The organism is Ruegeria sp. AF1 (assembly GCF_056542125.1).
In genome coordinates, this window is the sequence record NZ_JBQFZG010000001.1 from 346,469 (window position 1) to 372,416 (window position 25,948).

General features: G+C 55.7%; 27 protein-coding genes and 1 tRNA gene. 12 read left to right on the forward strand and 16 right to left on the reverse strand.

Going from position 1 to position 25,948, the window contains the following annotated elements; translation table 11 throughout:
* Window positions 1–22: 22 nt before the first annotated feature.
* The 4 genes from ACR0BK_RS01705 to ACR0BK_RS01720 all read left to right on the forward strand — a co-directional run bounded on the left by ACR0BK_RS01705 (window position 23) and on the right by ACR0BK_RS01720 (window position 3,315).
* A complete protein-coding gene (locus ACR0BK_RS01705) occupies window positions 23–352 on the forward strand; it encodes a hypothetical protein (RefSeq protein WP_480553519.1) in 330 nt (109 codons plus the stop codon).
* 206 nt (window positions 353–558) lie between these two features.
* Complete coding sequence (locus ACR0BK_RS01710; RefSeq protein WP_480517044.1) at window positions 559–1,569, forward strand: branched-chain amino acid ABC transporter permease; 1,011 nt, start codon at window positions 559–561, stop codon at window positions 1,567–1,569.
* On the forward strand, window positions 1,566–2,879 hold the full coding sequence (locus ACR0BK_RS01715) for a branched-chain amino acid ABC transporter permease (protein WP_480553521.1): 1,314 nt from the start codon (window positions 1,566–1,568) through the stop codon (window positions 2,877–2,879). The genes ACR0BK_RS01710 and ACR0BK_RS01715 overlap by 4 nt, the downstream gene beginning before the upstream one ends.
* A 181-nt stretch (window positions 2,880–3,060) precedes the next feature.
* On the forward strand, window positions 3,061–3,315 hold the full coding sequence (locus ACR0BK_RS01720) for a hypothetical protein (protein WP_480553523.1): 255 nt from the start codon (window positions 3,061–3,063) through the stop codon (window positions 3,313–3,315).
* A gap of 32 nt (window positions 3,316–3,347) precedes the next feature.
* On the opposite strand, the gene ACR0BK_RS01725 is transcribed toward ACR0BK_RS01720, so the two are convergent.
* A complete protein-coding gene (locus ACR0BK_RS01725) occupies window positions 3,348–4,895 on the reverse strand; it encodes a helicase HerA-like domain-containing protein (protein ID WP_480472801.1) in 1,548 nt (515 codons plus the stop codon).
* Between the two features lie 432 nt (window positions 4,896–5,327).
* On the opposite strand from ACR0BK_RS01725, the gene ACR0BK_RS01730 reads away from it, so the two are divergent.
* Entirely contained in the window at window positions 5,328–5,906 is a 579-nt protein-coding gene (locus tag ACR0BK_RS01730; protein WP_480472803.1) for an invasion associated locus B family protein, read from the forward strand.
* Between the two features lie 49 nt (window positions 5,907–5,955).
* Here ACR0BK_RS01730 and ACR0BK_RS01735 read toward each other — a convergent pair whose 3' ends face one another.
* From ACR0BK_RS01735 to ACR0BK_RS01750, 4 genes are read right to left on the reverse strand one after another with little or no spacing between them, the layout of a single operon-like run.
* A complete protein-coding gene (locus tag ACR0BK_RS01735; RefSeq protein WP_480472805.1) occupies window positions 5,956–7,164 on the reverse strand; it encodes a beta-ketoacyl-[acyl-carrier-protein] synthase family protein in 1,209 nt (402 codons plus the stop codon).
* Between the two features lie 9 nt (window positions 7,165–7,173).
* Window positions 7,174–7,431, reverse strand: a complete 258-nt coding sequence (locus ACR0BK_RS01740; protein WP_480472807.1) for an acyl carrier protein — start codon at window positions 7,429–7,431, stop codon at window positions 7,174–7,176.
* Window positions 7,432–7,463: 32 nt separating this feature from the next.
* Window positions 7,464–8,555: a UDP-3-O-(3-hydroxymyristoyl)glucosamine N-acyltransferase gene (locus ACR0BK_RS01745; protein WP_480472809.1), complete on the reverse strand. Its 1,092-nt coding sequence runs from the start codon at window positions 8,553–8,555 to the stop codon at window positions 7,464–7,466.
* A gap of 34 nt (window positions 8,556–8,589) precedes the next feature.
* A complete protein-coding gene (locus ACR0BK_RS01750; RefSeq protein WP_480553525.1) occupies window positions 8,590–10,197 on the reverse strand; it encodes a L,D-transpeptidase family protein in 1,608 nt (535 codons plus the stop codon).
* A 353-nt stretch (window positions 10,198–10,550) separates the two neighbouring features.
* On the opposite strand from ACR0BK_RS01750, the gene mepK reads away from it, so the two are divergent.
* Entirely contained in the window at window positions 10,551–11,120 is a 570-nt protein-coding gene (gene mepK, locus ACR0BK_RS01755; protein ID WP_480472813.1) for a peptidoglycan L,D-endopeptidase MepK, read from the forward strand.
* Between the two features lie 273 nt (window positions 11,121–11,393).
* Here the strand turns inward: mepK and ACR0BK_RS01760 are convergent.
* From ACR0BK_RS01760 to iscR, 10 genes are all read right to left on the reverse strand, one after another.
* A tRNA-Arg gene (locus ACR0BK_RS01760) sits at window positions 11,394–11,470 on the reverse strand.
* A 77-nt stretch (window positions 11,471–11,547) separates the two neighbouring features.
* Window positions 11,548–12,768: a cysteine desulfurase gene (locus tag ACR0BK_RS01765; RefSeq protein ID WP_480505150.1), complete on the reverse strand. Its 1,221-nt coding sequence runs from the start codon at window positions 12,766–12,768 to the stop codon at window positions 11,548–11,550.
* A gap of 13 nt (window positions 12,769–12,781) precedes the next feature.
* Window positions 12,782–13,348: a YIP1 family protein gene (locus tag ACR0BK_RS01770; RefSeq protein ID WP_480553527.1), complete on the reverse strand. Its 567-nt coding sequence runs from the start codon at window positions 13,346–13,348 to the stop codon at window positions 12,782–12,784.
* Window positions 13,345–13,830: a YIP1 family protein gene (locus ACR0BK_RS01775; RefSeq protein WP_480553881.1), complete on the reverse strand. Its 486-nt coding sequence runs from the start codon at window positions 13,828–13,830 to the stop codon at window positions 13,345–13,347. Before ACR0BK_RS01775 ends, ACR0BK_RS01770 begins: the two co-directional genes overlap by 4 nt.
* Window positions 13,830–15,110: a Fe-S cluster assembly protein SufD gene (gene sufD / locus ACR0BK_RS01780; protein ID WP_480472821.1), complete on the reverse strand. Its 1,281-nt coding sequence runs from the start codon at window positions 15,108–15,110 to the stop codon at window positions 13,830–13,832. Before sufD ends, ACR0BK_RS01775 begins: the two co-directional genes overlap by 1 nt.
* On the reverse strand, window positions 15,110–15,865 hold the full coding sequence (gene sufC, locus ACR0BK_RS01785; protein WP_480472823.1) for a Fe-S cluster assembly ATPase SufC: 756 nt from the start codon (window positions 15,863–15,865) through the stop codon (window positions 15,110–15,112). The genes sufD and sufC overlap by 1 nt, the downstream gene beginning before the upstream one ends.
* Before the next feature lie 48 nt (window positions 15,866–15,913).
* The gene (locus ACR0BK_RS01790; RefSeq protein ID WP_480517060.1) at window positions 15,914–16,117 is read right to left on the reverse strand and encodes a hypothetical protein; all 204 of its coding nucleotides are present in this window, start codon (window positions 16,115–16,117) and stop codon (window positions 15,914–15,916) included.
* On the reverse strand, window positions 16,117–17,637 hold the full coding sequence (gene sufB / locus ACR0BK_RS01795; RefSeq protein WP_480553529.1) for a Fe-S cluster assembly protein SufB: 1,521 nt from the start codon (window positions 17,635–17,637) through the stop codon (window positions 16,117–16,119). The genes ACR0BK_RS01790 and sufB overlap by 1 nt, the downstream gene beginning before the upstream one ends.
* A gap of 18 nt (window positions 17,638–17,655) precedes the next feature.
* The gene (locus ACR0BK_RS01800; protein WP_480553531.1) at window positions 17,656–18,735 is read right to left on the reverse strand and encodes a cysteine desulfurase family protein; all 1,080 of its coding nucleotides are present in this window, start codon (window positions 18,733–18,735) and stop codon (window positions 17,656–17,658) included.
* Window positions 18,736–18,786: 51 nt separating this feature from the next.
* The gene (gene iscR, locus ACR0BK_RS01805; protein ID WP_209596301.1) at window positions 18,787–19,245 is read right to left on the reverse strand and encodes a Fe-S cluster assembly transcriptional regulator IscR; all 459 of its coding nucleotides are present in this window, start codon (window positions 19,243–19,245) and stop codon (window positions 18,787–18,789) included.
* A 179-nt stretch (window positions 19,246–19,424) separates the two neighbouring features.
* Between iscR and ACR0BK_RS01810 the strand changes: the two genes are divergently transcribed.
* The 6 genes from ACR0BK_RS01810 (at window position 19,425) to ACR0BK_RS01835 (ending at window position 24,979) form a co-directional block, all read left to right on the forward strand.
* Complete coding sequence (locus ACR0BK_RS01810) at window positions 19,425–20,078, forward strand: alpha/beta hydrolase (RefSeq protein ID WP_170424714.1); 654 nt, start codon at window positions 19,425–19,427, stop codon at window positions 20,076–20,078.
* Window positions 20,078–20,323, forward strand: coding sequence for a hypothetical protein (locus tag ACR0BK_RS01815; protein ID WP_480493134.1), 246 nt, complete (start codon window positions 20,078–20,080; stop codon window positions 20,321–20,323). Before ACR0BK_RS01810 ends, ACR0BK_RS01815 begins: the two co-directional genes overlap by 1 nt.
* Window positions 20,320–21,489, forward strand: a complete 1,170-nt coding sequence (locus tag ACR0BK_RS01820) for an HD domain-containing protein (RefSeq protein ID WP_480553533.1) — start codon at window positions 20,320–20,322, stop codon at window positions 21,487–21,489. The genes ACR0BK_RS01815 and ACR0BK_RS01820 overlap by 4 nt, the downstream gene beginning before the upstream one ends.
* Window positions 21,490–21,851: 362 nt before the next feature.
* Window positions 21,852–22,187 (forward strand): DMT family transporter, encoded by a 336-nt coding sequence (locus ACR0BK_RS01825; RefSeq protein WP_480517066.1) that lies wholly within the window; start codon window positions 21,852–21,854, stop codon window positions 22,185–22,187.
* 76 nt (window positions 22,188–22,263) lie between these two features.
* Window positions 22,264–24,081 carry a translational GTPase TypA gene (gene typA / locus ACR0BK_RS01830; RefSeq protein WP_480472835.1) on the forward strand — a complete coding sequence of 606 codons (1,818 nt, stop codon included), beginning with the start codon at window positions 22,264–22,266 and terminating at the stop codon, window positions 24,079–24,081.
* 301 nt (window positions 24,082–24,382) lie between these two features.
* Window positions 24,383–24,979, forward strand: coding sequence for a hypothetical protein (locus tag ACR0BK_RS01835; protein WP_480553535.1), 597 nt, complete (start codon window positions 24,383–24,385; stop codon window positions 24,977–24,979).
* A gap of 215 nt (window positions 24,980–25,194) precedes the next feature.
* Here ACR0BK_RS01835 and ACR0BK_RS01840 read toward each other — a convergent pair whose 3' ends face one another.
* The gene (locus ACR0BK_RS01840) at window positions 25,195–25,818 is read right to left on the reverse strand and encodes a transglutaminase-like cysteine peptidase (protein WP_480553537.1); all 624 of its coding nucleotides are present in this window, start codon (window positions 25,816–25,818) and stop codon (window positions 25,195–25,197) included.
* Window positions 25,819–25,948 lie beyond the last annotated feature (130 nt).

Here is a 25,948-nt window from a genome sequence, read left to right on the forward strand (position 1 = left end):
AAACTCTATTCAGGACCCAAAAATGAAAAAATGGATATGGGTGGCCGTCGCCACTTTGTGCACGAACGCTGCAATTGCGGAAGAACGCCACTTTGTCTGCGTCTCAGACCGCGACGGCAGTGAAGTGCGCCTCAAACGGGCGACGGAAGGAGACAAGGGCATCATCGAAACCGCAAGTGTTTCTGGCGACGCGATGGTCTTCAAAGGCGTTGGCAACATGACGTTTGTCTATATCCAGGGCGATGAGGTCATGACCTTTGTTGTGAACTATGACGACATGACCTTTGATCTTTCGGTCAAAGGCCCCAACGCGGGGACTGATCGCGGCGCTTGTACTGAAACAAACGCCTGAGCCCCTTCCGACCATCTCGACCACGCACCGGAATTGACCGGTGCGTGACTGAGCCGGGCTTGATGTGGAAAGTCCGTCCTTCTTGAAAGCTTTTCTAGGGTTTTTTCGCTACCAGCAGGAAAATATAACGATAAACCGCGTGCAAAACATTGTGCCCGCGCAGACCGTTATGCCATAAGGTCGCACCCGGACAGTGAGAAGAAATAATGGACTTACTCAACGCGCTTGTTGCGCTTGCCAACTTTGTCATCGTGCCTGCGATTGCCTATGGCAGTCAGTTGGCATTGGGGGCGCTTGGCGTGACCCTTATCTACGGCATCCTGCGGTTTTCGAACTTTGCCCATGGTGACACCATGGCCTTTGGCGCGATGATCGCTGTGCTTGTCACCTGGGGCTTACAGGCCGCTGGTGTCAGCTTTGGGCCGTTGCCGACTGCCCTGCTCGCCCTGCCCTTTGCCATCCTTGGCTGCATCATGCTGGTGTTGGTTACAGACAGACTGGTCTACCGCTTTTACCGCGAACAAAAGGCCAAGCCGGTTATCCTTGTGATCGTTTCAATGGGTGTAATGTTCATCATGAACGGTCTGGTGCGCTTTATCATCGGGCCGGATGACCAAAAGTTCTCGGACGGTGCAAGATTCTTGATATCCGCGCGGGACTTCAAGTCCATGACGGGCCTTCAGGAGGGTCTGGCCATCAAGACCTCGCAAGGGATCACCCTGATAGTGGCCGTTATTGCCGTGGCCTTGTTGTTCTGGTTCCTCAACAAAACACGAACCGGAAAATCGATGCGCGCCTATTCCGACAACGAGGATCTGGCACTTTTGTCCGGTATCAACCCTGAACGTGTTGTGATGATCACCTGGATCATCGTAGCCGCCTTGGCGACCACAGCGGGTGTTCTTTACGGGTTGGACAAAAGCTTTAAACCCTTCGTCTATTTCCAGCTTCTGCTGCCGATTTTCGCTTCAGCAATCGTGGGGGGGCTGGGCAACCCGCTGGGCGCGATTGCCGGCGGGTTCATCATCGCGTTTTCCGAGGTGACGATCACCTATGCCTGGAAAAAAGTACTGACCTATGTGGCCCCCGAAAACCTGGAGCCGTCCGGATTGGTTCAGCTCCTGTCCACCGATTACAAGTTCGCTGTCAGCTTTGTCATCCTGCTGATCGTGCTTCTGTTTAAGCCCACGGGCCTGTTCAAGGGAAAAGCAGTATGACCGAATCTGTCAAAAACACTCTGCTTTTCATAGCTGTTGGCAGCCTCATTCTGCTGACCGGTTTCACGCAAAGCTGGAACACCGCCGTTCTGATTCTGAACATGGGGCTGATCTCGGCCATCATGGCGATCGGTGTGAACCTGCAATGGGGCTTTGCGGGCCTGTTCAACGTGGGGGTCATGGGCTTCGTCGCGCTGGGCGGTCTGGCCGTGGTGCTAGTATCAACAGCGCCTACCCCGGGTGCCTGGGGCGCAGGCGGTTATGGTATCGTTCTGTCTTTGCTACTGGGGGCTGCCACTGTTGTTGCAGCCGTACTGGTGGCAACGAGAATGCCCAAAGGCCGGGTGCAGACGCTGACAATAATCACTGTCCTTATCGTCGGCTTTTTCCTCTACCGGGCCGTGTTCGACCCCAATGTTGCCGCAGTTGAAGCCATTGACCCGGCGATTGCCGGTAACATCGGTGGACTGAACCTGCCCGTTCTGCTGGCCTGGCCTGCCGGAGGTCTGCTGGCTGCCGGGGCGGCATGGCTGATTGGCAAAACCGCGCTTGGGCTGCGGTCAGATTATCTGGCGATTGCCACGCTGGGTATCGCCGAGATTATCATCGCCGTCATGAAGAACGAGGACTGGCTGGCCCGCGGCGTGAAGAACGTCTATGGCATCCCGCGCCCCTCGCCGGTTGTCGGGTATGAAGTTGACTTGCAGCAAGATCCGGCTTTTCTTGCCCGCGCCGAATGGCTGGGGCTGGATCCGGTCACTGCATCCACCCTTTCGGTGAAACTTGGGTATTCGCTGCTGTTCATGCTGGTTCTTCTGGCGCTGCTGTGGATGGCGCAGATGGCGCTGAAAAGCCCGTGGGGCCGCATGATGCGCGCAATCCGCGACAATGAAGTTGCAGCCGAAGCGATGGGCAAGGACGTCACCCGTCGCCACTTGCAGATTTTCGTATTAGGGTCGGCCATTTGCGGCATCGCTGGCGCGATGATGACCACCCTGGACGGACAGCTGACACCGGGCACCTACAATCCGTTGCGCTTTACCTTCCTGGTTTGGGTCATGGTGATCGTTGGCGGTTCGGGCAACAACTTCGGAGCCGTTCTGGGCGCGTTCCTGATTTGGTTCTTGTGGGTTCAGGTCGAGCCGATTGGCTTGTGGTTGATGAGTGTGATCACCGCAGGCTTGCCGGATGGCAGCGCGCTGAAATCACATCTTATTGATAGTGCCGCACATATGCGCCTTTTCACGATGGGCCTGATCCTGTTGATTGTTCTCAGATTCAGCCCAAGGGGTCTGATCCCCGAGAAATAGACCGACGCCACGTTCCAATACACAAAACCGCGCCACTAATCTGGCGCGGTTTCTTGATTCTTAAGGTTTTTCTGAATAAACGAACCCACCACAGTGTTTTTGATTTGCGGCAGGTTGCTGGCACTCACCCTCGCCTACGCCGTTTCAATCGATCAACAAGACGAGTAGACAAGAGTAGAAAATGAAATCACCACATCTAAAATCTCTCATTCTGTTTCCGGCTATTGCGGTTGTAGTATCCGCCTGCGTTCCCAGCCCCGAAGATCTTGAGACGACGCCCGTCAAGGTACAGACTCCTAAAGGTGTTGTGACCTGCCAGCTCTATCGTCAGGATCGTGTGACCTGGGACCGCGCAATCGACTTCCCAGCCACAAAGATGTCTGTCCCCGAGGCTGACGCCTATTGCCGTCAGGAAGGCCAACGCCGACTGAAGTAAACGCGACAGCGCCCCCAACGGGCGCTGCGTTCTTACCTGTTGCGGAACAAACCGCCAAGGATACCCCGCACGATCCGGCGCCCGGTAGTGCCTTTAAGCTCTTTGATCACCGCTTCGGTCATCGCTGTGGCAAAGGTGTCCTGCTTGCGCTCAACCCGGGACGAGGACCGGTCAACCCGGCTGCCCGAATATCTGCGGGCCGAAGAGTATTCGCGTTCGATCGGCGATTGCGCTTCAAAAACTTCGTCGGATTCGGCCAGTTCTGCGGCATTGGCCGCAGCTTGGGCCCGCGCCTGAAGAATCTCGAAGGCAGATTTTCGATCTATGTTCTTGTCGTATTTCCCCGCCATTGGTGAAACTGCTAGAATGTCCCGGCGTTCGGCATCTGAAATTGGCCCCAGCTGAGATCCCGGCGGGCGAATAAGCGTGCGCTCGACCACGCCCGGAACACCTTTCTTTTGCAGCATGGAAGTAACGGCTTCCCCCACGCCGACTTCGCGAATTGCCGTTTCCGTGTCAAAAGTCGGATTCTCGCGATAGGTTTCAGCGGCCAGCCTCAGGTTCTTTCGGTCCCGCGCCGTGAATGCCCTTAATGCGTGCTGAATACGGTTACCCAGCTGACCCAGAATATCTTCCGGGATATCGGCGGGACTCTGAGTAATGAAGTATACCCCCACCCCCTTTGAACGGATCAGGCGGGCGACCTGTTCGACCTTGTCCACCAGTACCTTTGGCGCATCGTCAAACAGCAGATGGGCCTCATCAAAAAAGAACACCAGCTTTGGTTTTTCAGGGTCTCCGACCTCTGGCAGCTCTTCGAACAGTTCACTCAACAGCCATAACAGAAACGTTGCATAAAGTCTTGGGGCGGCCATCAGTTGGTCTGACGCCAGAATGTTCACCATCCCCTGCCCGTTTTCGTCTGTTCGCATCAGATCGGCCAGATCCAGCGCCGGTTCTCCAAACAGCTTTGTACCGCCCTGATTCTCGAGGACCAGCAGACGTCGCTGAATCGCACCGATCGAGGATGTAGATACATTGCCGTATCGCAATGACAGTTGCGCCCGATTCTCTCCGATCCAGACCAGCAGCGCCTGTAGGTCCTTAAGGTCCAGCAACGGCATCCCTTCTTCGTCGGCCACGCGGAATGCGATATTCAGGATACCTTCCTGCGCCTCACTCAACTCCAGTAACCGCGATAGTAACAGCGGGCCCATTTCCGTCACTGTCGTGCGCACGGGATGGCCCTGTTGGCCAAACAGATCCCAGAATGTCACTGGGCAGGCAGAATAGGCAAAATCATCGAACCCGATCCGACCAGCCCGGTCTTGGAACGCCTGATGCAGTTTGTGCGTCTCGCTGCCCGGAAGGGCCAGCCCAGACAGGTCCCCTTTCACATCCGAGAGGAAAACTGGGACACCCGCCTGAGAAAACCCTTCTGCAAGAATCTGCAATGTCACAGTCTTGCCGGTACCAGTTGCCCCGGCAATCAACCCATGGCGGTTCGCATATTTCAACGCCAGTTCCTGCGGCTGGCCATAGTTTTCACCGCCACCGCCCAAAAAGATATTCGTGCCCATTAACATTGCCTTATTGTTCACCGATCCGCCGCCAGCATACAAAGTTAACCTTTGACTGCGATAGTCTATTTGCCTTGCATTGCGGGGCAGACTTCCTCCCTGTCGACTGGCCGTGCCTGCTGGCACGGCCCTTTTGGTTCGGCCACTGGATTATTATTCTGGCGCATAGATTAAAAATTGAGGATAGCTGTTGACCCGTGTGCGCCCCTTACGTAGGGTTTGCGCATAAATAAGTCGGCCAGTCCGACGGGGAGAAACTTATGGGGAAGGGAGCTGGTCGAACAGCTCCCTTTTTCTAATCTCCGAAGGTGCGGTTCCAGCCCTCAGGCAAGAATCCGTTCACCTTCGCAAAGGCTGTTCTGTTAGTGCCTGACACTGGTTCAGAAGAGTGTTAAACGAAGCAAAAAGATCAATCATCAACCCGAGGCATTCATGTTCAAGAAAATCCTTTCGTTCAACACGGTCGCCGCCGTTCTGCTGTCCGGAGCAGCGTATGCACAAGACACAACCACAACCGCGCCAGACGCTGGTCTGGACCTAGGTCAGGAAGGACCCCGGGTCGGAGAACAGTTCGTAAAGGAAGAATTCGGCGATTGGGACGTATCCTGTATCAAGGCACAGGAAGGCGAGGATCCTTGTGCCATCGTTCAGGTTCTGGAAGGCAACAATGGTGATCCGATCGCAGAAGTATCGATCGGGAAACTGCCGGAAGGTGGTGCCGCCGTTGCTTGGGCAAACGTCATCGTACCCCTGGAAACACTGCTGCAAGCGCAACTGGCCCTGTCAATCGATGGCGCTCCGCGTAAATTGTACAACTATCACCAATGCGTTCCCGTGGGCTGCATCGCGCAATTAGGTCTTAGCCAAGGGGATATCGATGCGATGAAAGCTGGCACTAAAGCGACGTTTTCGCTGGTTCCAGCCCGTTTCCCGGATCAGGTTCTTGAAATGGACATGTCGCTCTCCGGCTTCACATCGGGCTTTGACGCTCTGAACGTCAACACAAACTAAGAAAAAAACATCCGTGGAAGCCGCCGTATTAGTAACGGCGGCTTTTTCACTAAACCCGCTTCAGGGCCAGTACGGCATTTAACCCACCAAAGGCGAATGCGTTGCTGAGAGCGACGTCGACCTTTGCCTCGCGCGCTTCGTTCGGTACGACGTCCAACGCGCATTCCGGGTCCGGTTCCTCATATCCGATCGTCGGTGCAATGACACCGTCCCGCAGCGCCATGATACAGGCCAGCAGCTCAACCGCGCCGGTCCCGCCAATCAGATGACCGTGCATGGATTTCGTGGACGAGATCATCAGATCGTCGGCGTGTGGGCCAAATACGTCGGCCACAGCTGCGCATTCGGTTTTGTCATTTGCAGCCGTTCCGGTGCCATGAGCGTTGATATAGCCCACATCTTTTGCGTTCAGCTTCGCATCGGCCAAAGCACCAGCCATGGCACGCGCGGCCCCTTGTTTGCTGGGCATCACAATGTCCGAGGCATCCGATGACATGGCAAAGCCGACAACTTCGCACAGAATTTCGGCACCTCGGGCCCGGGCGTGTTCGTATTCTTCAAAAACAAAGACACCTGCCCCTTCACCCTGCACCATTCCGTTGCGGTTGGCACTGAAAGGGCGACATGCGTCTTTCGACATCACGCGCAACCCTTCCCAGGCTTTGACACCGCCGAAACACAGCATGGATTCCGAGCCCCCCGTTACCATGACCGGAGCCGCGCCACTACGCACCATCTGAAAAGCCTGAGCCATCGCATGATTTGACGACGCACATGCTGTCGAGACCGTGAAACTTGGGCCCTTCAGGTTGTGTTCCATGGAAACGTGGCTTGCGGCAGCATTGTTCATGAGTTTTGGAACGACAAAGGGATGTACCCTGTTTTTTCCATCCTCATAAACCGAACGGTAATTGTCATCCCAAGTCGAAACACCACCGCCCGCAGTCCCCAGAACAACACCTGATCTGGCTGCAAGTTCGCCATGAAACTCGATACCCGACTGCTCAATCGCCTCTTTGGCTGCCGTCAGGGTGAATTGGGTGAAGCGGTCGTACAGCGACATCTGCTGTCGGTTGAACCGCCCTTCTGCCTCGAACCCCCGGACCTGTCCGCCGATCTTGATGGCCAACCGGTCGACATCCCGAAATTCCAGATCGGAAATACCACAACGACCTTCGCGCATGGCTTCCAGCGTGTCAGGGACCGAATGGCCCAGCGAATTGATCGTACCCGCTCCGGTTATGACAACGCGTTTCATGAGCGTTTGTCAGACCTTTTCCGACACAAGCTTTTCGATCCCAGAGATGATCGCAGCTACATTCGAGATATCAAAATCACTGGCCTCGGGTTCGTTGGCATTGAAAGGAATCGAAATGTCGAACTCTTCCTCGATGGCAAATATGCTTTCGACCAGTCCAAGGCTGTCGATACCCAGATCTTCCAGCGTGCTTTCGGGCGTTACATCCGATGGCTCCAGAACGGCCTGCTCTGCAATGATCGCGATGACGCGGTCGCTGATGCTCATGTCGATCCCCTGATTATCAGTTTGAGGTTGATTTAATCGCTCGGGGTCTGTTTGAAAACAGCCTTTTTGAGTGCCTCGACGTCGCGGGCCATGCGGGGCAAGCGTCGTTGCGCCTTGTAGATATCCGTATGCGTTTCCATTTTGACGCCGGGATACCCCATGATCACGCGGCCGGCGGGAACATTGGACAGTATCTTGGTGCCGCCTCCGGCAATAACCCCGTCCCCGATGAATATGTTGTCGACAACGCCGGTCTGACCACCCAGAACCACGTTGTTTCCGATCTCAACCGATCCCGACACACCAGTCTGACCGCACAGCAGGCAGTCCTGACCGACGCGAGTGTTGTGCCCGACATGGACCAGATTATCCAACTTGGATCCGTTGCCGATACAAGTGTTTCGGATCGTGCCATTATCGATTGTACAATTCGCGCCGACTTCGACGTCATCACCGATTTCCACCGCACCCAACGAATGAATGCGCAGCCAGCTCTGTGCTTTGGCCTCACCCTGATCGCCCATTGTCTTGCGTACATTTTCGACGCCCGAGACTTCGGGTGTTACGAAGCTAAACCCGTCCCCTCCGATCCGGGCACCGGGTTGCGCGATAAAGCGATCTCCGATCCGCGCCCGTGCGCCAATGCTGACCATTTCGCGCAACACCGCCTGGTCGCCCAATATGGCGTCCATTCCCACCACGCACTGTGCCCCTATGACAGAGCCTGCGCCGATCCGGGCGCGCGCGCCCACAACAACCAACGGACCAATCGCCACATCCCGACCGATTTCAGCGGTCGGGTCGATCACGGCCGAGGGGTGAATCCCGGGTTCAACTCCCTGCCCCCGATCCAGCATGGCCGTGATGCCAGCCATGGCCATGCGGGGACGTTTGACAAAGATCGCGGCACGCAGTCCCATCGCCTGCCAGTCGGCCCCTTCCCAAAGGACAGCCGCACGTGCGGCTCCGTTGGCAAGCGCCTCGGCATATTTCGGAGACATAGCCATCGCCAAATCTGTCGGACCTGCGTCGCCCGGTTCGGCGGCGCGCACGATCGTCAGGCCGCCATCGCCCTGACATTCTGCCCCCAGAGACTCGGCGATCTGTTGTATGGTAAACTGCATGGCGGGCTTCCTTTTGGCAGGATTTGCCCTGTGCTTACCCCTGAACGTCCGGCAGGGCCACCCCTGCCTTTTGCAAGGCTTCCCAAATCTTGCCGTCCCGCCCATAAACATCGCGGCGATACTGCACTTCGCCTTTGGGCCCGATATAGGCCGTGCGATAAATCAGATGCACCGGAACTTTCTGCTCCAGATTGACTTTGGTTTCTTTTCCGGTGTTCAGAACGCGATGGAAGAATGCCTTTGGATCTTCCTCCTGTTTGGCCAGCAAGGCGTAAGCAAATTCAAAGGGCTGGGCCAAGCGGATACACCCATGTGAAAAGGCCCGAACCTCACGCGAGAACAGGTTTTTCTGTGGAGTATCATGCAGATAGATGTTGTGCTTATTGGGGAACATGAACTTCACCAGACCCAGCGCATTGCTTTGGCTGGGCGGTTGGCGCATTGCGAAAGGAAAATTTCTGGTCGTAAACTGGGTAAAATCCACCGCACTCCGATCGACTTGCCTGCCGCTTCTGTCAGTTATCAGAATATGGCCCACGGCATTCGGGTTTGATTGCAGCTTCGGCAGGTATTCCTTGGTCACGATCGAGCGGGGAACATGCCAACTTGGGTTAATCACCATATGCTCCATCTCATCCGAAAACTCCGGACTTCTGCGATCATGAGCATTTTTACCGATGACTGCGCGGGTTTCAAAAGTGACTTGCCCGTCGTCCACGATCTTGGCTGAGAAATCGGCTTGGTTCACAAGGATATGACGCGTACCTCGTTCCCGAGGCAGCCAGCGTTCGCGTTCCAACGCAACGTAAACGGCTTTCAACCGGTCTGTGGCTGGACGGTTAATCTCGGCAATCGTCCCCTTGCCCGCCACGCCATCGGGTTCAAGCCCATGCGCTGTTTGAAAGGTGCGTACACCTTCCAACAACGCGTTGTCGAAAGACGGGCTGGCGGATGGTTTCATGTAACCCATCACCACCAGACGGTCGCGCAGCTTGACAACATTCGGTCCGGTATCACCGTATTCCAGCTTGTTTTCGGGCGCTGTTGGCCCCCATCCGCCCTGGAACACCAGTTTTTCCAGAACCAGCTTCTGCTTCATCAGCGCGCGGTATTGATGTGTTTGCGGTGACAGGGCTGCAAAGTAGGCCGCGCCCTGAGTGTTTATTCCCTGCAAATGCTCGGCCGCGCTGCGACGATCTACGGATCGAACCAGCCCCTCATCGACACTGCTGGGCCGGATTATGCCTGCGTAAAGCGCGTCGGCGTATTCGACAAAGATACGGCTCAGCTCTGCTTCAACAGCACCGAGATCGCGCACCGAACGGGCCTTTTCCATCTTCTCCATCACGGCGGCAACAGTCGGCTCGGCCTGTGGCAGGCCATGCAGATGCGCATTCGTAAGCGCATTGATCAGCGCCGCCCGGCGCCGTGTGTGTTCGGGCGTATCACCCACCCAAACTGGCGAAAACCCGTTCGCCCGGTAGAATTCGACCAATTGCGGCGCCTGCGGCGTATGTTCAGCAATCGCCATCTGAAACGCAGTCCCTGGCACCGCTTCAGGCGACGTATTGGCGACAGATGCAGTAGCCACGAAACACGCGGCAAACAGGATGCTGGTACTGGTGCGGAGAACGGAAAGCATAGGATGGCCTTGAAATTCAATAGCTTGAACTGGTGATTGATACGTCGCACGATTATGCAGTCGCGTCAGAACGCTTGTCCACTCACGAAATCCTTACCAATTCGCTTCTTCGTGGGCCTGATGCGCGTTTGCATCGGCAGGGTGACCCAAAGCCCACAACTGCGAAATTTTCGTGATTCGCTGTGACATATGCGCAAAAAACTGCCGAAATTTCCCCCTTGAAAAGGTGCAATTGAAACACTTCTTGGCCGTCGATTCCGATTGTGCCATACATTCCGCATCTGGGATGGGAATAATTAAGACAGTGCACGTAACATCGTGTGCAGGCAGGAACAGTACGGGACGAAACTAAAATGACAGAGAGCAGTTCCTCGGGCTTGACCCGGCGTGCCCTATTGGGAGCGTTTGCAGCAACGGCAGTCGTAGCAGCACCCACCTACTCCAACGCAGCAGGCTTTTTACGCGGTGGCGGCGATATTCGTCGCATTCGTATGTATTCCGGTCGCACTGGCGAACGGTTGGATATGATCTATTGGGTCGATGGTAAGTATATCAAGGACGCTGTCAAAGAAGTGAACAACTTCATGCGTGATTGGCGCACAGATCAGGTAAAATCCATCGATTTGCGCACGATTGATATCATGGCGGCATCACACAACCTGCTGGATGTCAACGAACCCTATATGCTGTTGTCAGGCTATCGCTCTCCTCAGACCAACGCAATGCTGCGCTCCCGGTCGCGCCGTGTGGCGCGCAATTCGCTTCATATGGAAGGGCAAGCAGCTGATCTGCGCCTTGCCTCCCGCTCGGTTTCACAGATGGCCAAGGCAGCGATGTCGTGCCGCGCAGGCGGAGTTGGTCAGTATTATGGATCGAACTTCGTACACATGGATTGTGGCGTGGTTCGCACCTGGCGCGGGTAACACCCGGACGCTTTTGGTCTGTTCAGAACCTATTCTGACTGTATCTTCCGGTCGGTTTTCTCGTAGTCGTAGCGATTGGCGGCAGAGCCGCCAAGTCTGCTAATTTGCTATTCTCGGCACCTGACAGAATATCTCTCCCTCAAGCACTGCAACTCAGCTATGATTATTAGCTTGCGAGCCGTTGCAATGACTGCCCAATCAATGCGCTAAGCGAGCCAAATGACAAGCCCACTGTTCAGGGCTTCCGAATTCAATCCGACGTTGAATACAGGGTGGCGCACCTGAGAGGATTCGAACCTCTGGCCTCTGCCTTCGGAGGGCAGCGCTCTATCCAGCTGAGCTACAGGTGCCTTGGCCGTTAGCTAACCTTGTTCCAATCCGGGTGCAACTGCAAATCGCGATTGCCGCACTCTTATCAAAACCAAAATCAGGCAAACAGATCATGCGCCAATTCAAGCGCTTCGATCAGTGTATCAACTTCATCGGTAGTGTTATAGAGACCAAAGCTGGCGCGGCATGTTGCAGTCACCCCCAGATGGTCCATCAGCGGCCCGGCACAGTGGTGACCGGCGCGAACCGCTACACCTTTCTTGTCGAGAATGGTTGAGACGTCGTGAGCATGGCCAGCACCGTCCAGCGTAAAGCTGAAAATCGCGGCCTTGTCCGGGCGAGTGCCTTGAACCTGCAACCAGTTCAGCCCAGTCAGACGTTGCATCGCGTAATCGCGCAAGCTGGATTCATGAGCTGCGATGTTTTCCATCCCCAGGTCCATCATATACTCCAGCGCCACGCCAAGACCGATGGTCTGTACGATCCCCGGCGTGCCGGCCTCGAACTTCATTGGCGGGTCATTATAGATGATCTGATCCTTGCTGACCTCTTTGATCATGTCGCCGCCACCGATAAAGGGGCGCATTTCGGCCATGCGTTTGGATTTGATGTAAATCGCACCTGACCCTGACGGCCCATAAAGCTTGTGGCCTGTGATCGCGTAGAAATCGCACCCTATTTCTTCGACATTTACCGGCATGTGAACGGCACCCTGACTGCCATCAACCAGAACCGGGACGCCCTTGGCGTGGGCACCATCAGTTATGGCTTTCACATCTACAACCGTACCCAGCACGTTCGAGCAGTGTGTCACTGCAACCAGCTTGGTTTTCGGTCCGATTGCATCGATTACCGCCTGCGGGTCAAGCCCGCCCTCTGCGTCGACGTCGACCCATTTCAGCACGACGCCCTGTCGTTCGCGCAGGAAATGCCAGGGTACGATGTTTGCATGGTGCTCCATCACACTCAGAACAATCTCATCGCCCGCTTCAAGTCGCGGCATAGCCCAGCCATAAGCGACCAGGTTGATCCCTTCGGTCGTACCAGAGTTCAGGACGATCTCATTCTCGTTCGATGCCCCCAGAAACCGCGCGATCGTGCCACGAACGGCCTCGTATTTCTCTGTCGCAAGATTGGACAGGAAATGCAGGCCACGATGGACATTCGAATACTCCTCGGCATAGGCCCGCGTCACCGCGTCAATGACCACCTGAGGTTTCTGAGCCGAAGCACCATTGTCGAGATACGTCAAAGGCTTGCCATTCACCTGACGCGACAAGATCGGAAAGTCAGAGCGGATTTTCTGCACATCATACATAAGAGAGGTATTCCTAGACGGGCCCGGTTGGGCTTAGAAACAGAACGAAGGGGATGGCGACAAGGGCTGACAACACAATTACCGCAAAGGATTTCCAGAGCGACCCGAGTTGATGCGCTTCGTTCAGAAAATGAAGCGTGACGTAAAGGCTCAGGATTGCTGTCGCCAACAATGACATCATCATCAGGAACGGTAGGGTCAGGCTCAAGATCAGCGTCACGACCAAGGCGGCTATTTGCAGGAATTGCAGCCAGATCGTCAAAACCATCAGATCATCGAACTTCGCCAGACCTCCAAGCATTCGCCCGACCAGCAGGAATGCGACGATGCTCAGCATCATGGCCCCGGCCGAGTGCACCAAAACCATGGGAATGCTTTCGAGCGCCGGAGAGGGTTGGCCTGCCGCCATTGTTATTGACAAACCTATTCCCAATTGGACAACGCAGTTCAAAACGACCGCCAGTGCAAATGCCAGCCAAAGCACTTCTCGCCCCAGCTTGAGCGCCATCAGCCGTCGCGCCGCTTCGGCCGGGTTCCTGATCGTCAGGACAGCCATATTTCCCAGAAAACTCGAATTCATGCGACGGACCTTTGCACTTGTCTGAGACCGGATACCCAGAACCAGACAAAAACAGCAACCCAGACAAGACCCACAATCGTCAATGTAGGCCCTGGTCCGATAAACCCGGCGACAAGGCCGTTCAGCAGAACCAGCGGTGCAGACGACAACAGCGCCCAGAACAACGCCAGGCGCGCACCATAAGCGCTTCCCTGACCGCCAAACAAGCGCGCCGCCCAATGAGACACCAGTGCCAGCGTGTAAAAGACCAAGGGCAGAATGAACACGGATCCGAGCAGAGCACCACCCAAAAGCATGTTCAGCTCAACGCCTTCCAGATGCGCTTTGCGCGCAAGGCCAGGCATCTGGGCGATTAATGCCACCACACAAAACGCCATAACAAAGATCAGCGCCCGGTCTTCTCGTTGACCCATATCCAGAAGCCTGCGCACCACCCGCCCCGGCCCCTTGTACGTTGCTAGGATATCCGACGACAGGGCCATCAGCTTCGGCGCGCCAGCCACCCTTCCAGACGGCTTACGATTTCATCTGCCAAAGTGCTGTCTTCGATCTCATCCACTGCTTCGGCCAGGAATGCCAGCGTCAACATGTTGGTCGCGTCCTTGACCGGAACACCCCGTGACCGAAGATAGAACAACGCCGTATCGTCAATCGCACCCGAGGTTGAGCCATGGGAACATGCCACGTCATCGGCGTAGATCTCAAGTTCCGGTTTAGCGAGGAACTGGCTGTCATCATCTAAAAGCAGCGATTGACTGATTTGGTAACCATCGGTTTTCTGGGCCCCTTGCTTTACAAGGATCTTGCCCTGAAACACTCCGGTCGCACCGTTGCGAAGCACTTTCTTAAAGACCTGACGGCTTTCGCAATTCACCGCGTCATGGGTGATGAACACCGTGTCATCATGGTGGAAATCACCATCCCCAACACAGGCCCCGGCCACATGCGCCACCGCATTGTCGCCGGTCAGTTCAACGACCTGTTCGTTACGGGTCAGCACCCCATTCGCAGTCAAGGTGAAGGACTTGTAGACCGACTCTGCCCCCAAACGCGTGAACATATGGGTCGCGGCGCGACGTTCGTGGTCCCTGCCCTGCGCCCGCACATGATGCAGCGTCCCCTTGTCGGCAATTTCAATCTCTGTACATTTGTTGAAACGCGACGCCGCCGGGCCGGATTCAAGAATAGTCACCTCGGCCCCGCTTTCCACGCGAATAACGTGATGCAGGATCGCGTCGGATGTCGGCGAGGCATGACGATAGATCAGGTTGATCGGTTTGGAGGGTTTGCCCGTAACGTGAATGGCAACGCCGTCCGACGCAAAAGCCGTGTTCAATGCAGCCAACGGGCGTTGAACCGGGGACTGGCCGCGCGCTTCCAGAACGCCATACAGGTCTTTTGCCCAATGAATGTCTTTGCAGCAGATGTCTTCAATCCGGTCGATCTTGACACCGTCCAGCGACAGGTCATCGGATTCCTCGGCGCTGAAGACCCCGTCGACAAAAACAATTTTCAAACGGTCAAGGTCGTTGAAAAGCACCGGTTCATCATTGATAAACACCGCCGCAGGCAAAGCCTCGGCAGAAATCAGACTATCGGGTTGAGTGTATTTCCAATACTCATCCCGGCGCCCCGGCAGGCCGGATTCCAGAACACGCGCCAAAGCGTCTTCGCGTGCACCACGGGTGCAGCCCGCATCGGGCATGATCAACGTAGCCAGACGCGCCTCGGTTGCGGATTGTTTCGCTTGCGGCAAAGCCATCAGTTCACCTCGGCCAGAATGTCGGCATAACCGTTGTTTTCAACCTCAAGCGCCAGTTCAGGTCCGCCCGTCTTAACGATGCGACCATTGGCCATGATATGCACAACATCCGGTTTGATGTGATCCAGCAGGCGCTGATAATGCGTGATCACCAGGAACCCACGGCCTTCGTCCCGCAGGGCATTCACACCTTCGGCCACCAGTTTCATCGCGTCCACATCAAGGCCCGAGTCGGTTTCGTCCATGATGCACATCTTGGGTTCAAGCATGGCCATCTGCAGGATTTCGTTACGCTTTTTCTCACCGCCCGAAAAACCAACATTGACCGGGCGCTTGAGCATATCCGCGTCGATCTTTAGCGTCTTTGCTTTGGCACGCACCTCTTTCAGAAAGTCTGCGGCAGACAGTTCCTCTTCGCCACGGGCCTTGCGCTGCGCGTTTACCGCGGTGCGCAGGAACGTCATGTTGCCAACGCCGGGGATTTCAACCGGGTATTGGAAGGCCAGGAAAACACCTGCTGCCGCGCGCTCTTCCGGTTCCATCTCCAGCAGGTTCTGACCGTCCAGAGTGGCCGAACCTTCGGTCACTTCGTACCCGTCGCGCCCCGACAGAACATAGCTAAGGGTCGATTTGCCCGACCCGTTCGGACCCATGATCGCGTGTACCTTGCCAGCCTCGACCGTCAGGTCCACACCTTTGAGGATCTGCTTGTCTTCTTCTTCAAGCTGTACGTGCAGGTTTTTGATTTCCAGCATTTTTTGTCCTTTTGCGTATCGCAAGGGGCGTCTTGGCCCCGCATTGTTCTAGCCCAGTAATCTGCGGATCAGTCTGGCGAGGATCCAACCTAGGATCGCCCCGCCACCTACCGCCCAAACCGGGTTGATGAATTCCATGTAATGGGTGTTGACGTAGGCCACGCCAAGCAGCCCCCCCAGAACCGGCAATGCGTACCCAAGCCAGGTCAACACATCATCCTTACGGATGCGGGTTCTGGGTGACTGCGTCATCACCCAACCGACCCTTCAAGTGAGATGGCCACCAACTGCTGTGCTTCCATCGCAAACTCCATCGGAAGCGCCTGAAGCACGTCCTTGCAGAACCCGTTGACCACCAGGGCCACGGCTTCTTCCTCGTCCATGCCGCGCTGACGGCAGTAGAACAGCTGATCGTCATCCACTTTTGACGTCGTCGCCTCGTGCTCAACGCGGCTCGAGTTGTTCTTGACCTCGATATAGGGAACCGTATGTGCACCGCATTTGTCGCCGATCAGCAGACTGTCACACTGCGTGTAGTTCCGGCTGTCCTTGGCTTTCGGGTGCATCGACACAAGCCCACGATAGGTGTTCTGGGCCTTGCCCGCGCTGATGCCCTTGGACACGATGCGCGACTTGGTGTTCCTGCCCAGATGAATCATCTTGGTGCCGGTGTCGGCCTGTTGATAATTGTTGGCAATCGCGATCGAATAGAACTCACCCTGGCTTTCATTGCCGCGCAGGATGCAGGACGGGTATTTCCATGTCACGGCCGATCCGGTTTCCACCTGCGTCCACATCACCTTCGACCGGTCACCCCGGCAGTCGGCGCGTTTGGTCACGAAGTTATAGATACCGCCCTTGCCGTTTTCATCCCCCGGAAACCAGTTCTGAACAGTCGAGTATTTCACCTCGGCATCTTCTTCGACGATGATCTCGACCACGGCAGCATGCAGTTGTGCCGTGTCACGTTGGGGTGCGGTACAGCCTTCCAGATATGAGACGTACGAGCCCTTGTCAGCAATGATCAGGGTGCGTTCGAACTGACCGGTGTTCTCGGCGTTGATGCGGAAATACGTGCTTAGTTCCATCGGGCAGCGAACGCCCGGCGGGATGTAGACGAATGAGCCATCCGAGAATACAGCTGAATTCAACGTTGCATAGAAGTTGTCCGATACGGGAACCACGGTTCCCAGGTACTTCTTGACCAGCTCAGGATGCTCTTTGATTGCCTCAGAGATCGAGCAAAAGATCACGCCTGCCTTTTTCAGTTCGGCCTGAAAGGTGGTACCCACGGAAACCGAGTCAAACACTGCATCGACCGCAACCTTGCGGCCCTCGGCGGGAGCATCCTCAGCACCTTCGACACCAGCCAGAATCATCTGTTCTTTCAGAGGGATACCAAGCTTTTCGTAAGTGGCGAGCAGCTTTGGATCAACCTCATCCAGAGATTTGGGTTTCTCTTCCATCGATTTGGGGCGGGCATAGTAATACTGGTTCTGAAAATCGATTGGCGGATAGTGAACCATCGCCCATTTGGGCTCTTCCATTTTGGTCCAACGCTCGAACGCGGCCAAACGCCATTCGGTCATCCACTCAGGCTCATCGTTTTTCCCCGAGATCAGACGGACGATATCAGGGTTCACGCCTTTGGGGGCGTATTCCATCTCGATATTGGTATTCCAGCCATATTTATATGTGCCGACCTCACGAACCGCATCCACGGTTTCCTGATCGACACCTTCTTTCACCTGGGTCTGGTCCAAAGTGGCCATGACTTACCCTCCGTCAGATCACGCAGCCCGCGCGCGATGCTTTTTCTCTTTTTCAAGCCACGTTTCGGCGAAACGCAGCACATCTTCTTCCGTCGTCTCTGGCCCCAACGAAACGCGGATTGCGCATGAGGCCACCGTCTCATCAAATCCCATTGCCGTCAGAACCCGACTGGTTTTGACTTTGCCGCTGGAACAGGCGGATCCCGCACTGATGGCAAAGCCAGACAAGTCCATCTGCATCACCTGCGTTTCGCCTTTCCAGCCGGGCGTCGCGAAACACAGGGTATTCGGGAGTCGCTCCTGATTTTTCCCGACAAAAATAGTAGATATTGCACCAGCCTCAAGGGCGTTTTCTAGAATATTTCTAAGTTCTCTGACTTTTTCCCATACTCCATCAGCCAGATCGCGTTGAGCTGCCTCGGCAGCCGCGCCAAAACCGGCAATACCCACCACATTTTCAGTGCCGGATCTTCGCCCCATCTCCTGACCGCCACCGCTGGCCAAAGGTTCGATATCGATACCTTGCCGCAGGATCAAAGCGCCAACACCTTTTGGCCCGCCAATCTTATGCGCCGACAGGATCGCCATATCTGCGCCACTCCAGGCAAAGGAAAACGGAATGCGTCCAACAACCTGCGTAATATCCAGCAACAGCCAATCAGCGCGCCGCGCGCCATAGGGCCACTGGTTCTCAACTTTCTGAGGCGGATGCGTGATGACTCCGGTCTCAGAGTTCGCTAGCCCCATCGCCAATATGTGCCCGGGGCCAAAAGGATGCTCGCTGCAATGGGTCAAGTCGAAATGCGACCACAGCGCATCGTGGGCGGTGCTGTCGACAAAGACGTCGCAGCCTTCGGGGCGGTTTTGCAGAACCCGCGCTGCTTCGGTCGCGCCAGAGGTAAATATGACCTCTTGCGGACGGCAACCGACGGACTCGGCGACCTGCGCCCGCGCGCGTTCGACCAACGCTTTTGCGGCACGCCCTTCTGCATGAACAGATGACGGGTTCCCGACCACATCCATCGCCGCGATCATCGCCTCGCGTGCTTCGGGTCGCAGCGGTGCGGTCGCATTATGATCCAGATAAACACGTTTCATGGATACATCTTTTCTCGCACAGTAGTCATATGCATGTTCGACCTGCTCAGCTCATTCATCGACGACGGAAAACAGGCTTGGAACTGCCGGGCAAGGCGCAAGGTCATTCCTGATCACATCCGACAGACGCGTCTGGTGCAAAAAGACATAAACATGCGCGCTCAGGCTTTCCCACAAACGGTTCGTCAGGGATTGCGCCCTGCTGCCCGATGACGCACCGGATGCTCCGGCCCCTTTTTGCAGGGCATCAACCGTCTCATCCACGGCCGCAAGAACCTCGACCACGCGAATCTCGGAGGCGGGACGTGCAAGACGATACCCCCCTCCGGGCCCACGGACAGACGCAACCAGTTCCGCGCGACGCAGCTTGACGAAGAGCTGTTCAAGATACGGCAGAGAAATGTCCTGCCGTTCCGAGATTTCGCCCAAGGTTACCAGCCGATCTGTCGGCTGAAGTGCAATATCCGCCAAAGCGACCATTGCGTAACGCCCTTTGGTCGAAAGCTTCATTCTCTGCCCCCTTTTAGACGGATCTGCGCGAAATCATTGACGCCGACGCTGCCAGTGCGTATCTCCGACTGGCAGCGCGATTGCGCCAAGCAATGTAATTAGAACCGTTCTAAGGTGTCCGACGATTATAGTCAAGTATATCCGGATGCCCGCACGAAAATGACAGGACCAAAGCACACATGCCCGAGGTGATTTTTCCCGGACCCGAAGGCCGCCTGGAAGGCCGCTACCACCCGCAAAAGGAAAAAGACGCACCGATCGCCATCGTGCTTCACCCGCATCCTCAGTTCGGCGGGACCATGAACAACAAGGTGGTCTATAACCTGCACTATGCCTTTTACAACATGGGCTTCACAGTGCTGCGTTTTAACTTCCGCGGCGTCGGTCGCAGTCAGGGCGAATATGATCAAGGTGTTGGCGAGCTGAGCGATGCGGCATCTGCGCTGGATTACCTGCAATCCATGAACAACAATTCGAAACACTGTTGGGTTGCGGGCTTTTCGTTTGGGGCGTGGATCGGAATGCAGTTGCTGATGCGCCGCCCCGAAATCACGGGTTTCATCAGCGTATCGCCGCCTGCCAACATGTATGACTTTTCCTTCCTTGCGCCCTGCCCGTCTTCGGGCCTGATCATCAACGGATCGGCTGACCGTGTGGCACCACCAGCGGACACCACTGCGCTGGTCAACAAACTGCACGAGCAAAAAGGGATCACGATCACCCATAACGAGGTTGAGGGCGCGGATCATTTCTTCCAGGATCGCCACATGGACACGCTGATCACAGATGTCAGCGACTATGTGAAACGTCGGCTGACCGAGAACACCCGCTAATGTCCGACACCATCACATCGCTTGCGGCCAAACTGGCCGAAGATACGATGAAGGTTATGGACGAAACCGGCGAAGACCGGTTCTTTGTAGAAGTGGGTCAGGTTCTTGGTGCGGCGTCTCAATCTTTGGAAGAGGCATTCCTGACGGAAATTCGCGTGCGTCTGGCCGAACGCAAGGCACGACAATTCGTGATCAAGCGCCTCGCCGCGCATCGCGCGAAACTCAAGGCGATCGAAAAGCAATGACCGACCGCCTTGTTGCGCAGGTCGCGTTTCTGAAACGGGCCGACAGTCTGAAACTGGTCGAGCGGGCAAATGTCCTGCTTGACCAATCGAGGCCCGAAAACTCCGCCGAACACAGCTGGCACTTGGCATTGTGGGCAATGGTCATGGCACCACTGGCCGGGCCGGACATCTCGGTCGACCGGGTCATCCGCATGTTGCTGCTGCATGATCTGGTTGAGATCGTGACAGGTGATCACCCGATTCACCTCGACACGGATTGGGGCAACGTGGCTGAGGCTGAACAGGCCGCCGCACAGGAATTGTTTGGCCTGTTGCCCGACGAACAAGCACAGGAATTTCTTTCGCTCTGGCATGAGTTTGAGGCGGATCAGACCCCGGATGCCCGGTTTGCCAAGATTCTGGATCGCTGCCAACCGCTGTTTCAGGTTCTGTGCGCCACCGACCCGCGGCAGGATCATGTAGAAATTGCGCGTTCGAACCTAGCGGACGGACGCGCATCGTATCTGGCCCTTGCGTTTCCACTGGCCCACCAACATGCCACAAACCTCTTGAATAACTCGACCCCTCAGGATGACGCATTCACGAGAAGATTGGCGTTTCTTACAGAAGCGGACCAGTTGAAATCCGTTCTGCGCGCGTCACGCCTGATGGCCAGCGACCGGTTCGAAAACTCGGCGGAACATTCTTGGCATGTCATGCTCTATGCCTGGGTATTGGCGGAATACGCGCATTCGGATGTTCAGTTGGACCGAATACTACAGATGTTGCTTTTGCACGATGTTGTCGAAATCGACGCGGGCGACCACCCGATCCACGGTCATGTCGACCACGCGGAACAGGAAGCCAAGGAACAGGCCGCCGCCAAACGATTGTTTGGCCTTCTGCCTGACTGTCAACACCGGTCATTTACTGAACTATGGCACGAGTTTGAGGCGGCTGAGACCACAGAAGCCAGATTTGCAAAGGCTGTTGATCGTTTTCAGACACCCATAGCAAATCTGGAAACAGGTGGCGGGTCATGGGTCGAATACAGCGTTAAATTCGATCAGATTGTTACGCGTGTCCGACCCGCAATTGCAGCGGGAGCGCCTCAGCTGTGGGACTGGCTGCAACCCCAACTGGTTGCGCATTTTGAATACTGTGAAACACGCGACCCTCAGGCATAAAAAAAGGAGCCTGAAGGCTCCTTTTTTCTTGCTTGGTTTCTAGCGGCGTTCAAAAAACACTACTACCATCAAACTGTTGAACCAAGTTGGCTGCATTCACTTCGACGGACCCCCCGTCAGCAAGCCACCCAATCGCCACTATCAGAGCCGAAGCAAATATGATTGATTTCGCAAATAACGTCATCGCTCAAAACTCGTTAACAAAATTAAAAAATATGGGGCAAATATTACATTCATTCGATTGAAAAAACAGTCAGGTATACCTGACCCAAGGTAATCTTGTAGACTGCAAGGCGGTCGACGTATTTCACTCACGCAAATCGCCATCTAGCCACCCGACCCACCCTTTTCGAGGTACTCAAATGCCCCAAGCCTATCTGTATTTGTTGCTGGCTGTGCTGGCGGAAACCATTGGCACGACGGCCTTGCAAGCCAGCCAGCAGTTTTCGCGGTTCTGGCCATCCGTGATTGTTGTCGTTGGGTATGCGTTTGCATTTTACCTCATGGCGCTGACGCTGAAGGTCATGCCTGTCGGTATCGTTTATGCAATCTGGTCCGGTCTCGGTATATTCCTGATCGCCGTAATCGGATTCATCGTGTTCGGCCAAAGGCTGGATTGGCCTGCGATCCTGGGGTTGACGTTGATCTTGTCCGGAATCCTGATCATTCACCTCTTTTCAAAGACTGCCGGACACTGAACCACGGTTAGGGCTGGTATATTTTGCCGCGCCACGTTATGCGCGCGGCAACTTCCCGTTCAAAGGCTGACCTCTCATGGACCTGCGCAACATCGCAATCATCGCTCACGTGGACCACGGCAAAACGACCTTGGTCGACGAGCTGCTCAAACAATCCGGTGCTTTCCGGGAAAATCAGGCCGTCGCGGAACGTGCCATGGACAGTAACGACCTGGAGCGTGAACGCGGCATCACCATCCTGGCAAAGGCCACGTCGGTCGAGTGGAAAGACACACGCATCAATATCGTCGACACCCCTGGTCACGCCGATTTCGGAGGCGAGGTCGAGCGCATCCTCAGCATGGTCGACGGTGTTGTTCTGTTGGTGGACGCCGCAGAAGGCCCGATGCCCCAGACCAAGTTTGTAACGTCCAAGGCACTGGCGCTGGGCTTGCGTCCGATCGTGGTCCTGAACAAGGTCGACAAGCCGGACGCCGAACCTGACCGCGCACTGGACGAATGCTTTGACCTGTTCGCCAATCTCGGTGCGGATGACGACCAGTTGGATTTCCCTTCAATGTACGCCTCGGGCCGTTCTGGCTGGGCGGATATGGAGCTGGACGGCCCCCGCAAGGACTTGAGCGCACTATTCGACTTGATCGTCGATCATGTCCCTGCCCCGAAACAGATCGAACACAAAAATGAACCCTTCCGGATGCTGGCCACGACGCTGGGAAGCGATCCCTTCATCGGCCGTATCCTGACTGGCCGCGTCGAAAGCGGAACGCTGAAGGCTGGCGACAGCCTCAAGGCGCTTAGCCGCGATGGTTCGGTCATCGAAAACTTCCGTGCCACGAAAATCCTGGCGTTCCGGGGCCTGGGTCAACAGCCCATTGACGTGGCCGAAGCAGGCGACATCGTGACCATCGCTGGCATGAGCAAAGCCACCGTAGCGGATTCGCTGGTAGCCCCTCAGGTCACAGAGGCCCTGCCCGCGCAGCCCATCGATCCGCCGACCATCACCGTGACCTTCGGTATCAATGATTCTCCGTTGGCGGGCCGTGATGGCAAAAAAGTTCAATCACGCGTCATTCGAGACCGCCTGATGAAGGAAGCCGAATCGAACGTCGCCATCCGTGTCACCGACACCCCGGGCGGTGAGGCGTTCGAGGTTGCGGGCCGCGGCGAGCTGCAAATGGGCGTTCTGATCGAGAACATGCGCCGAGAAGGCTTTGAACTCAGCATCTCGCGCCCTCAGGTTCTGTTCCGTGAGGAAGACGGGCAGCGGCTTGAGCCCATCGAAGAAGTCACCATTGACGTGGATGACGAATATTCTGGTTCCGTTATTGAGAAGGTTACCGGCGCGCGTAAGGGTGAACTGGTCGAGATGCGCCCGGCCGGTACGGGCAAGACGCGGATCATCGCCCATGTCCCGTCCCGTGGTCTGATTGGTTACCACGGAGAATTCCTGACCGACACGCGCGGTACCGGTGTACTGAACCGTGTGTTCCATGACTGGGCGCCACATAAAGGGCAAATTCCGGGCCGTCGCGCAGGCGTTCTGATCTCGATGGAGAAGGGTCAGGCTGTGGCTTATGCGCTGTGGAACCTGGAAGAGCGTGGCCGCATGTTTGTTGGTCCGCAAACAGACGTGTATCAGGGTATGGTGATCGGCGAACACTCACGCGACAACGATCTGGAAGTGAACCCTCTTAAAGGCAAGAAGCTGACAAACGTGCGCGCCAGTGGAACCGACGACGCGGTCCGCTTGACGCCGCATATCCAGTTCTCACTGGAGGAGGCAATTGCCTATATCGACGATGATGAACTGGTGGAAGTCACACCAAACGCGGTGCGGCTGCGGAAGCGTTTTCTTGACCCGCACGAGCGTAAGCGAATGGCCAAATCTGCCTAGAACACCCTCAGGTTGCAAACTGACCAAACGGAAACAATGGCATTAGTGTGGCAAATTTGCTTCCAATTCGACAAAAGACGAAATCAGAAAAACCGGGCCCACTGCCCGGTTTTTATTTGAAAAATAACAGTTTTCTCCATATGGTTGAAGGCTTCTGACACAAGCCTCATCAACAAGATATTGTAGGTGCCCTCAAATTATGGTCAAAACACGTCAGAAGTGTGACGTCCTTCACAAACACCGATACGAGAATGGTGCATAGAAGGACATAGTTTAGTTATCGAGTTCCAAGGAGTTCAAAATGGGTAATAGAGCTCGCAAGTTTCCACTGTTTTTTATTGCGACAACTTTTCTGCTTTCACCTGCCGGTGAAACCTTTGCCGCTGGGACATGTACGGTTGCAACAGCACGGCAATCCGCTGCGTCCGCTCAGGTTTTGTGCGAATGCGATGCTGTGACATCCGGCATGATCCGCTACATTCAACGTCGGCATGACTTCGATCAGATCCTGGCGCGCGTCGGTGCAGAATGCGCCCCGCTGGCAGGCCTGCTAAGTGACTTCCCGACCGCATCAATCGGTGTCTCAGACCAGAGATCCGGGGACGGACCTTCCCAGGAAAACGGCACGCCCCCCAATGGCGGCGGCGGTAATCCAACCGGTGGTGAAGAACCCGGTGGCGAAGAGCCCGGTGGTGAAGAGCCCGGTGGTGAAGAGCCCGGTGGCGAAGAGCCCGGTGGCGAAGAGCCCGGTGGTGAAGAGCCCGGTGGCGAAGAGCCCGGTGGCGAAGAGCCCGGTGGCGAAGAGCCCGGTGGCGAAGAGCCCGGTGGCGAAGAGCCCGGTGGCGAAGAGCCCGGTGGCGAAGAGCACGGTGGCGAAGAGCACGAAGAAGACCGATAGAGACGAAATCGAGTATCAGCGAACCGGGCCTAGGAAAGCGGAGCGTATTCGACAGCAAAAGCTTTGCTGGTCAAGGCTTCGGGGCTAGAATACGTCGATACGCAAAACGTTCGGATTAATCCGTCCAAACGTCAGGTCAAAGACTACACTCTTGGGCGCAGATCAAATCTGCGTCTAAGGGCAGGAATTTGTGTATGTCGAAGATTCCGCTGAGATCAGCTGCGCCCGTAAACGCCAACCCATTGACTGGGCCGCTTCGGGTCTTGCATGCGCAGGAACAGATAGCGCGTAGCTGTCCAGGGCTTGATCCGGTTTGTGAGATTGTCCAAGATCAGGTCGCCCTGCGCCGAGCGGTAAACCAGAACCGCATGAGGTGTCCGGCGTGTGTCCAGTACGGTTGCAATCAAAAGCTTACTTGGATCAACCCCCGCATGGATCAGATCTCTTTTCTTCAACAATGCAAAGTCTTCACAATCACCGCCTCTGGGTGTTGGCAATGCCCATCGCTCACGCGTTTTGTACTGAGACTGATCCGTAACTTCCCGGGTCGACGCATTAACGCGACGATTCACTTGATTTACCACCGTCAGCTCTTGGTGGCTGGACAACGTCACCGAACGTTTCGCAGTGCAAGCCCAGTTATATTGGTTGCATAGGTTGATTGCACCTGAAGGCGGAGGCGAAGACGCAACGGTAGGGATAAAAACGCCGTCGGATGCCTGCGCGACAGGTGCGGTCGCTATGACGCCGATACACACGGTGCAGATGCCCAATGCGCGCGACGCAACCGATGCAAGCACGGCAACACACCTCTTGGGTAAATTCGTTAATGAAATCATGCGAGGTCCCCGATCCGATGTTCTTAGAGCGATTGCATGTCCAACTGCACCACATTCTGTTTCTTGAAACTATCTGTGATCAGGTGTTACGCGCAATCTTTTGAGAACCTGCAAGCGAAACAGGGCGAAA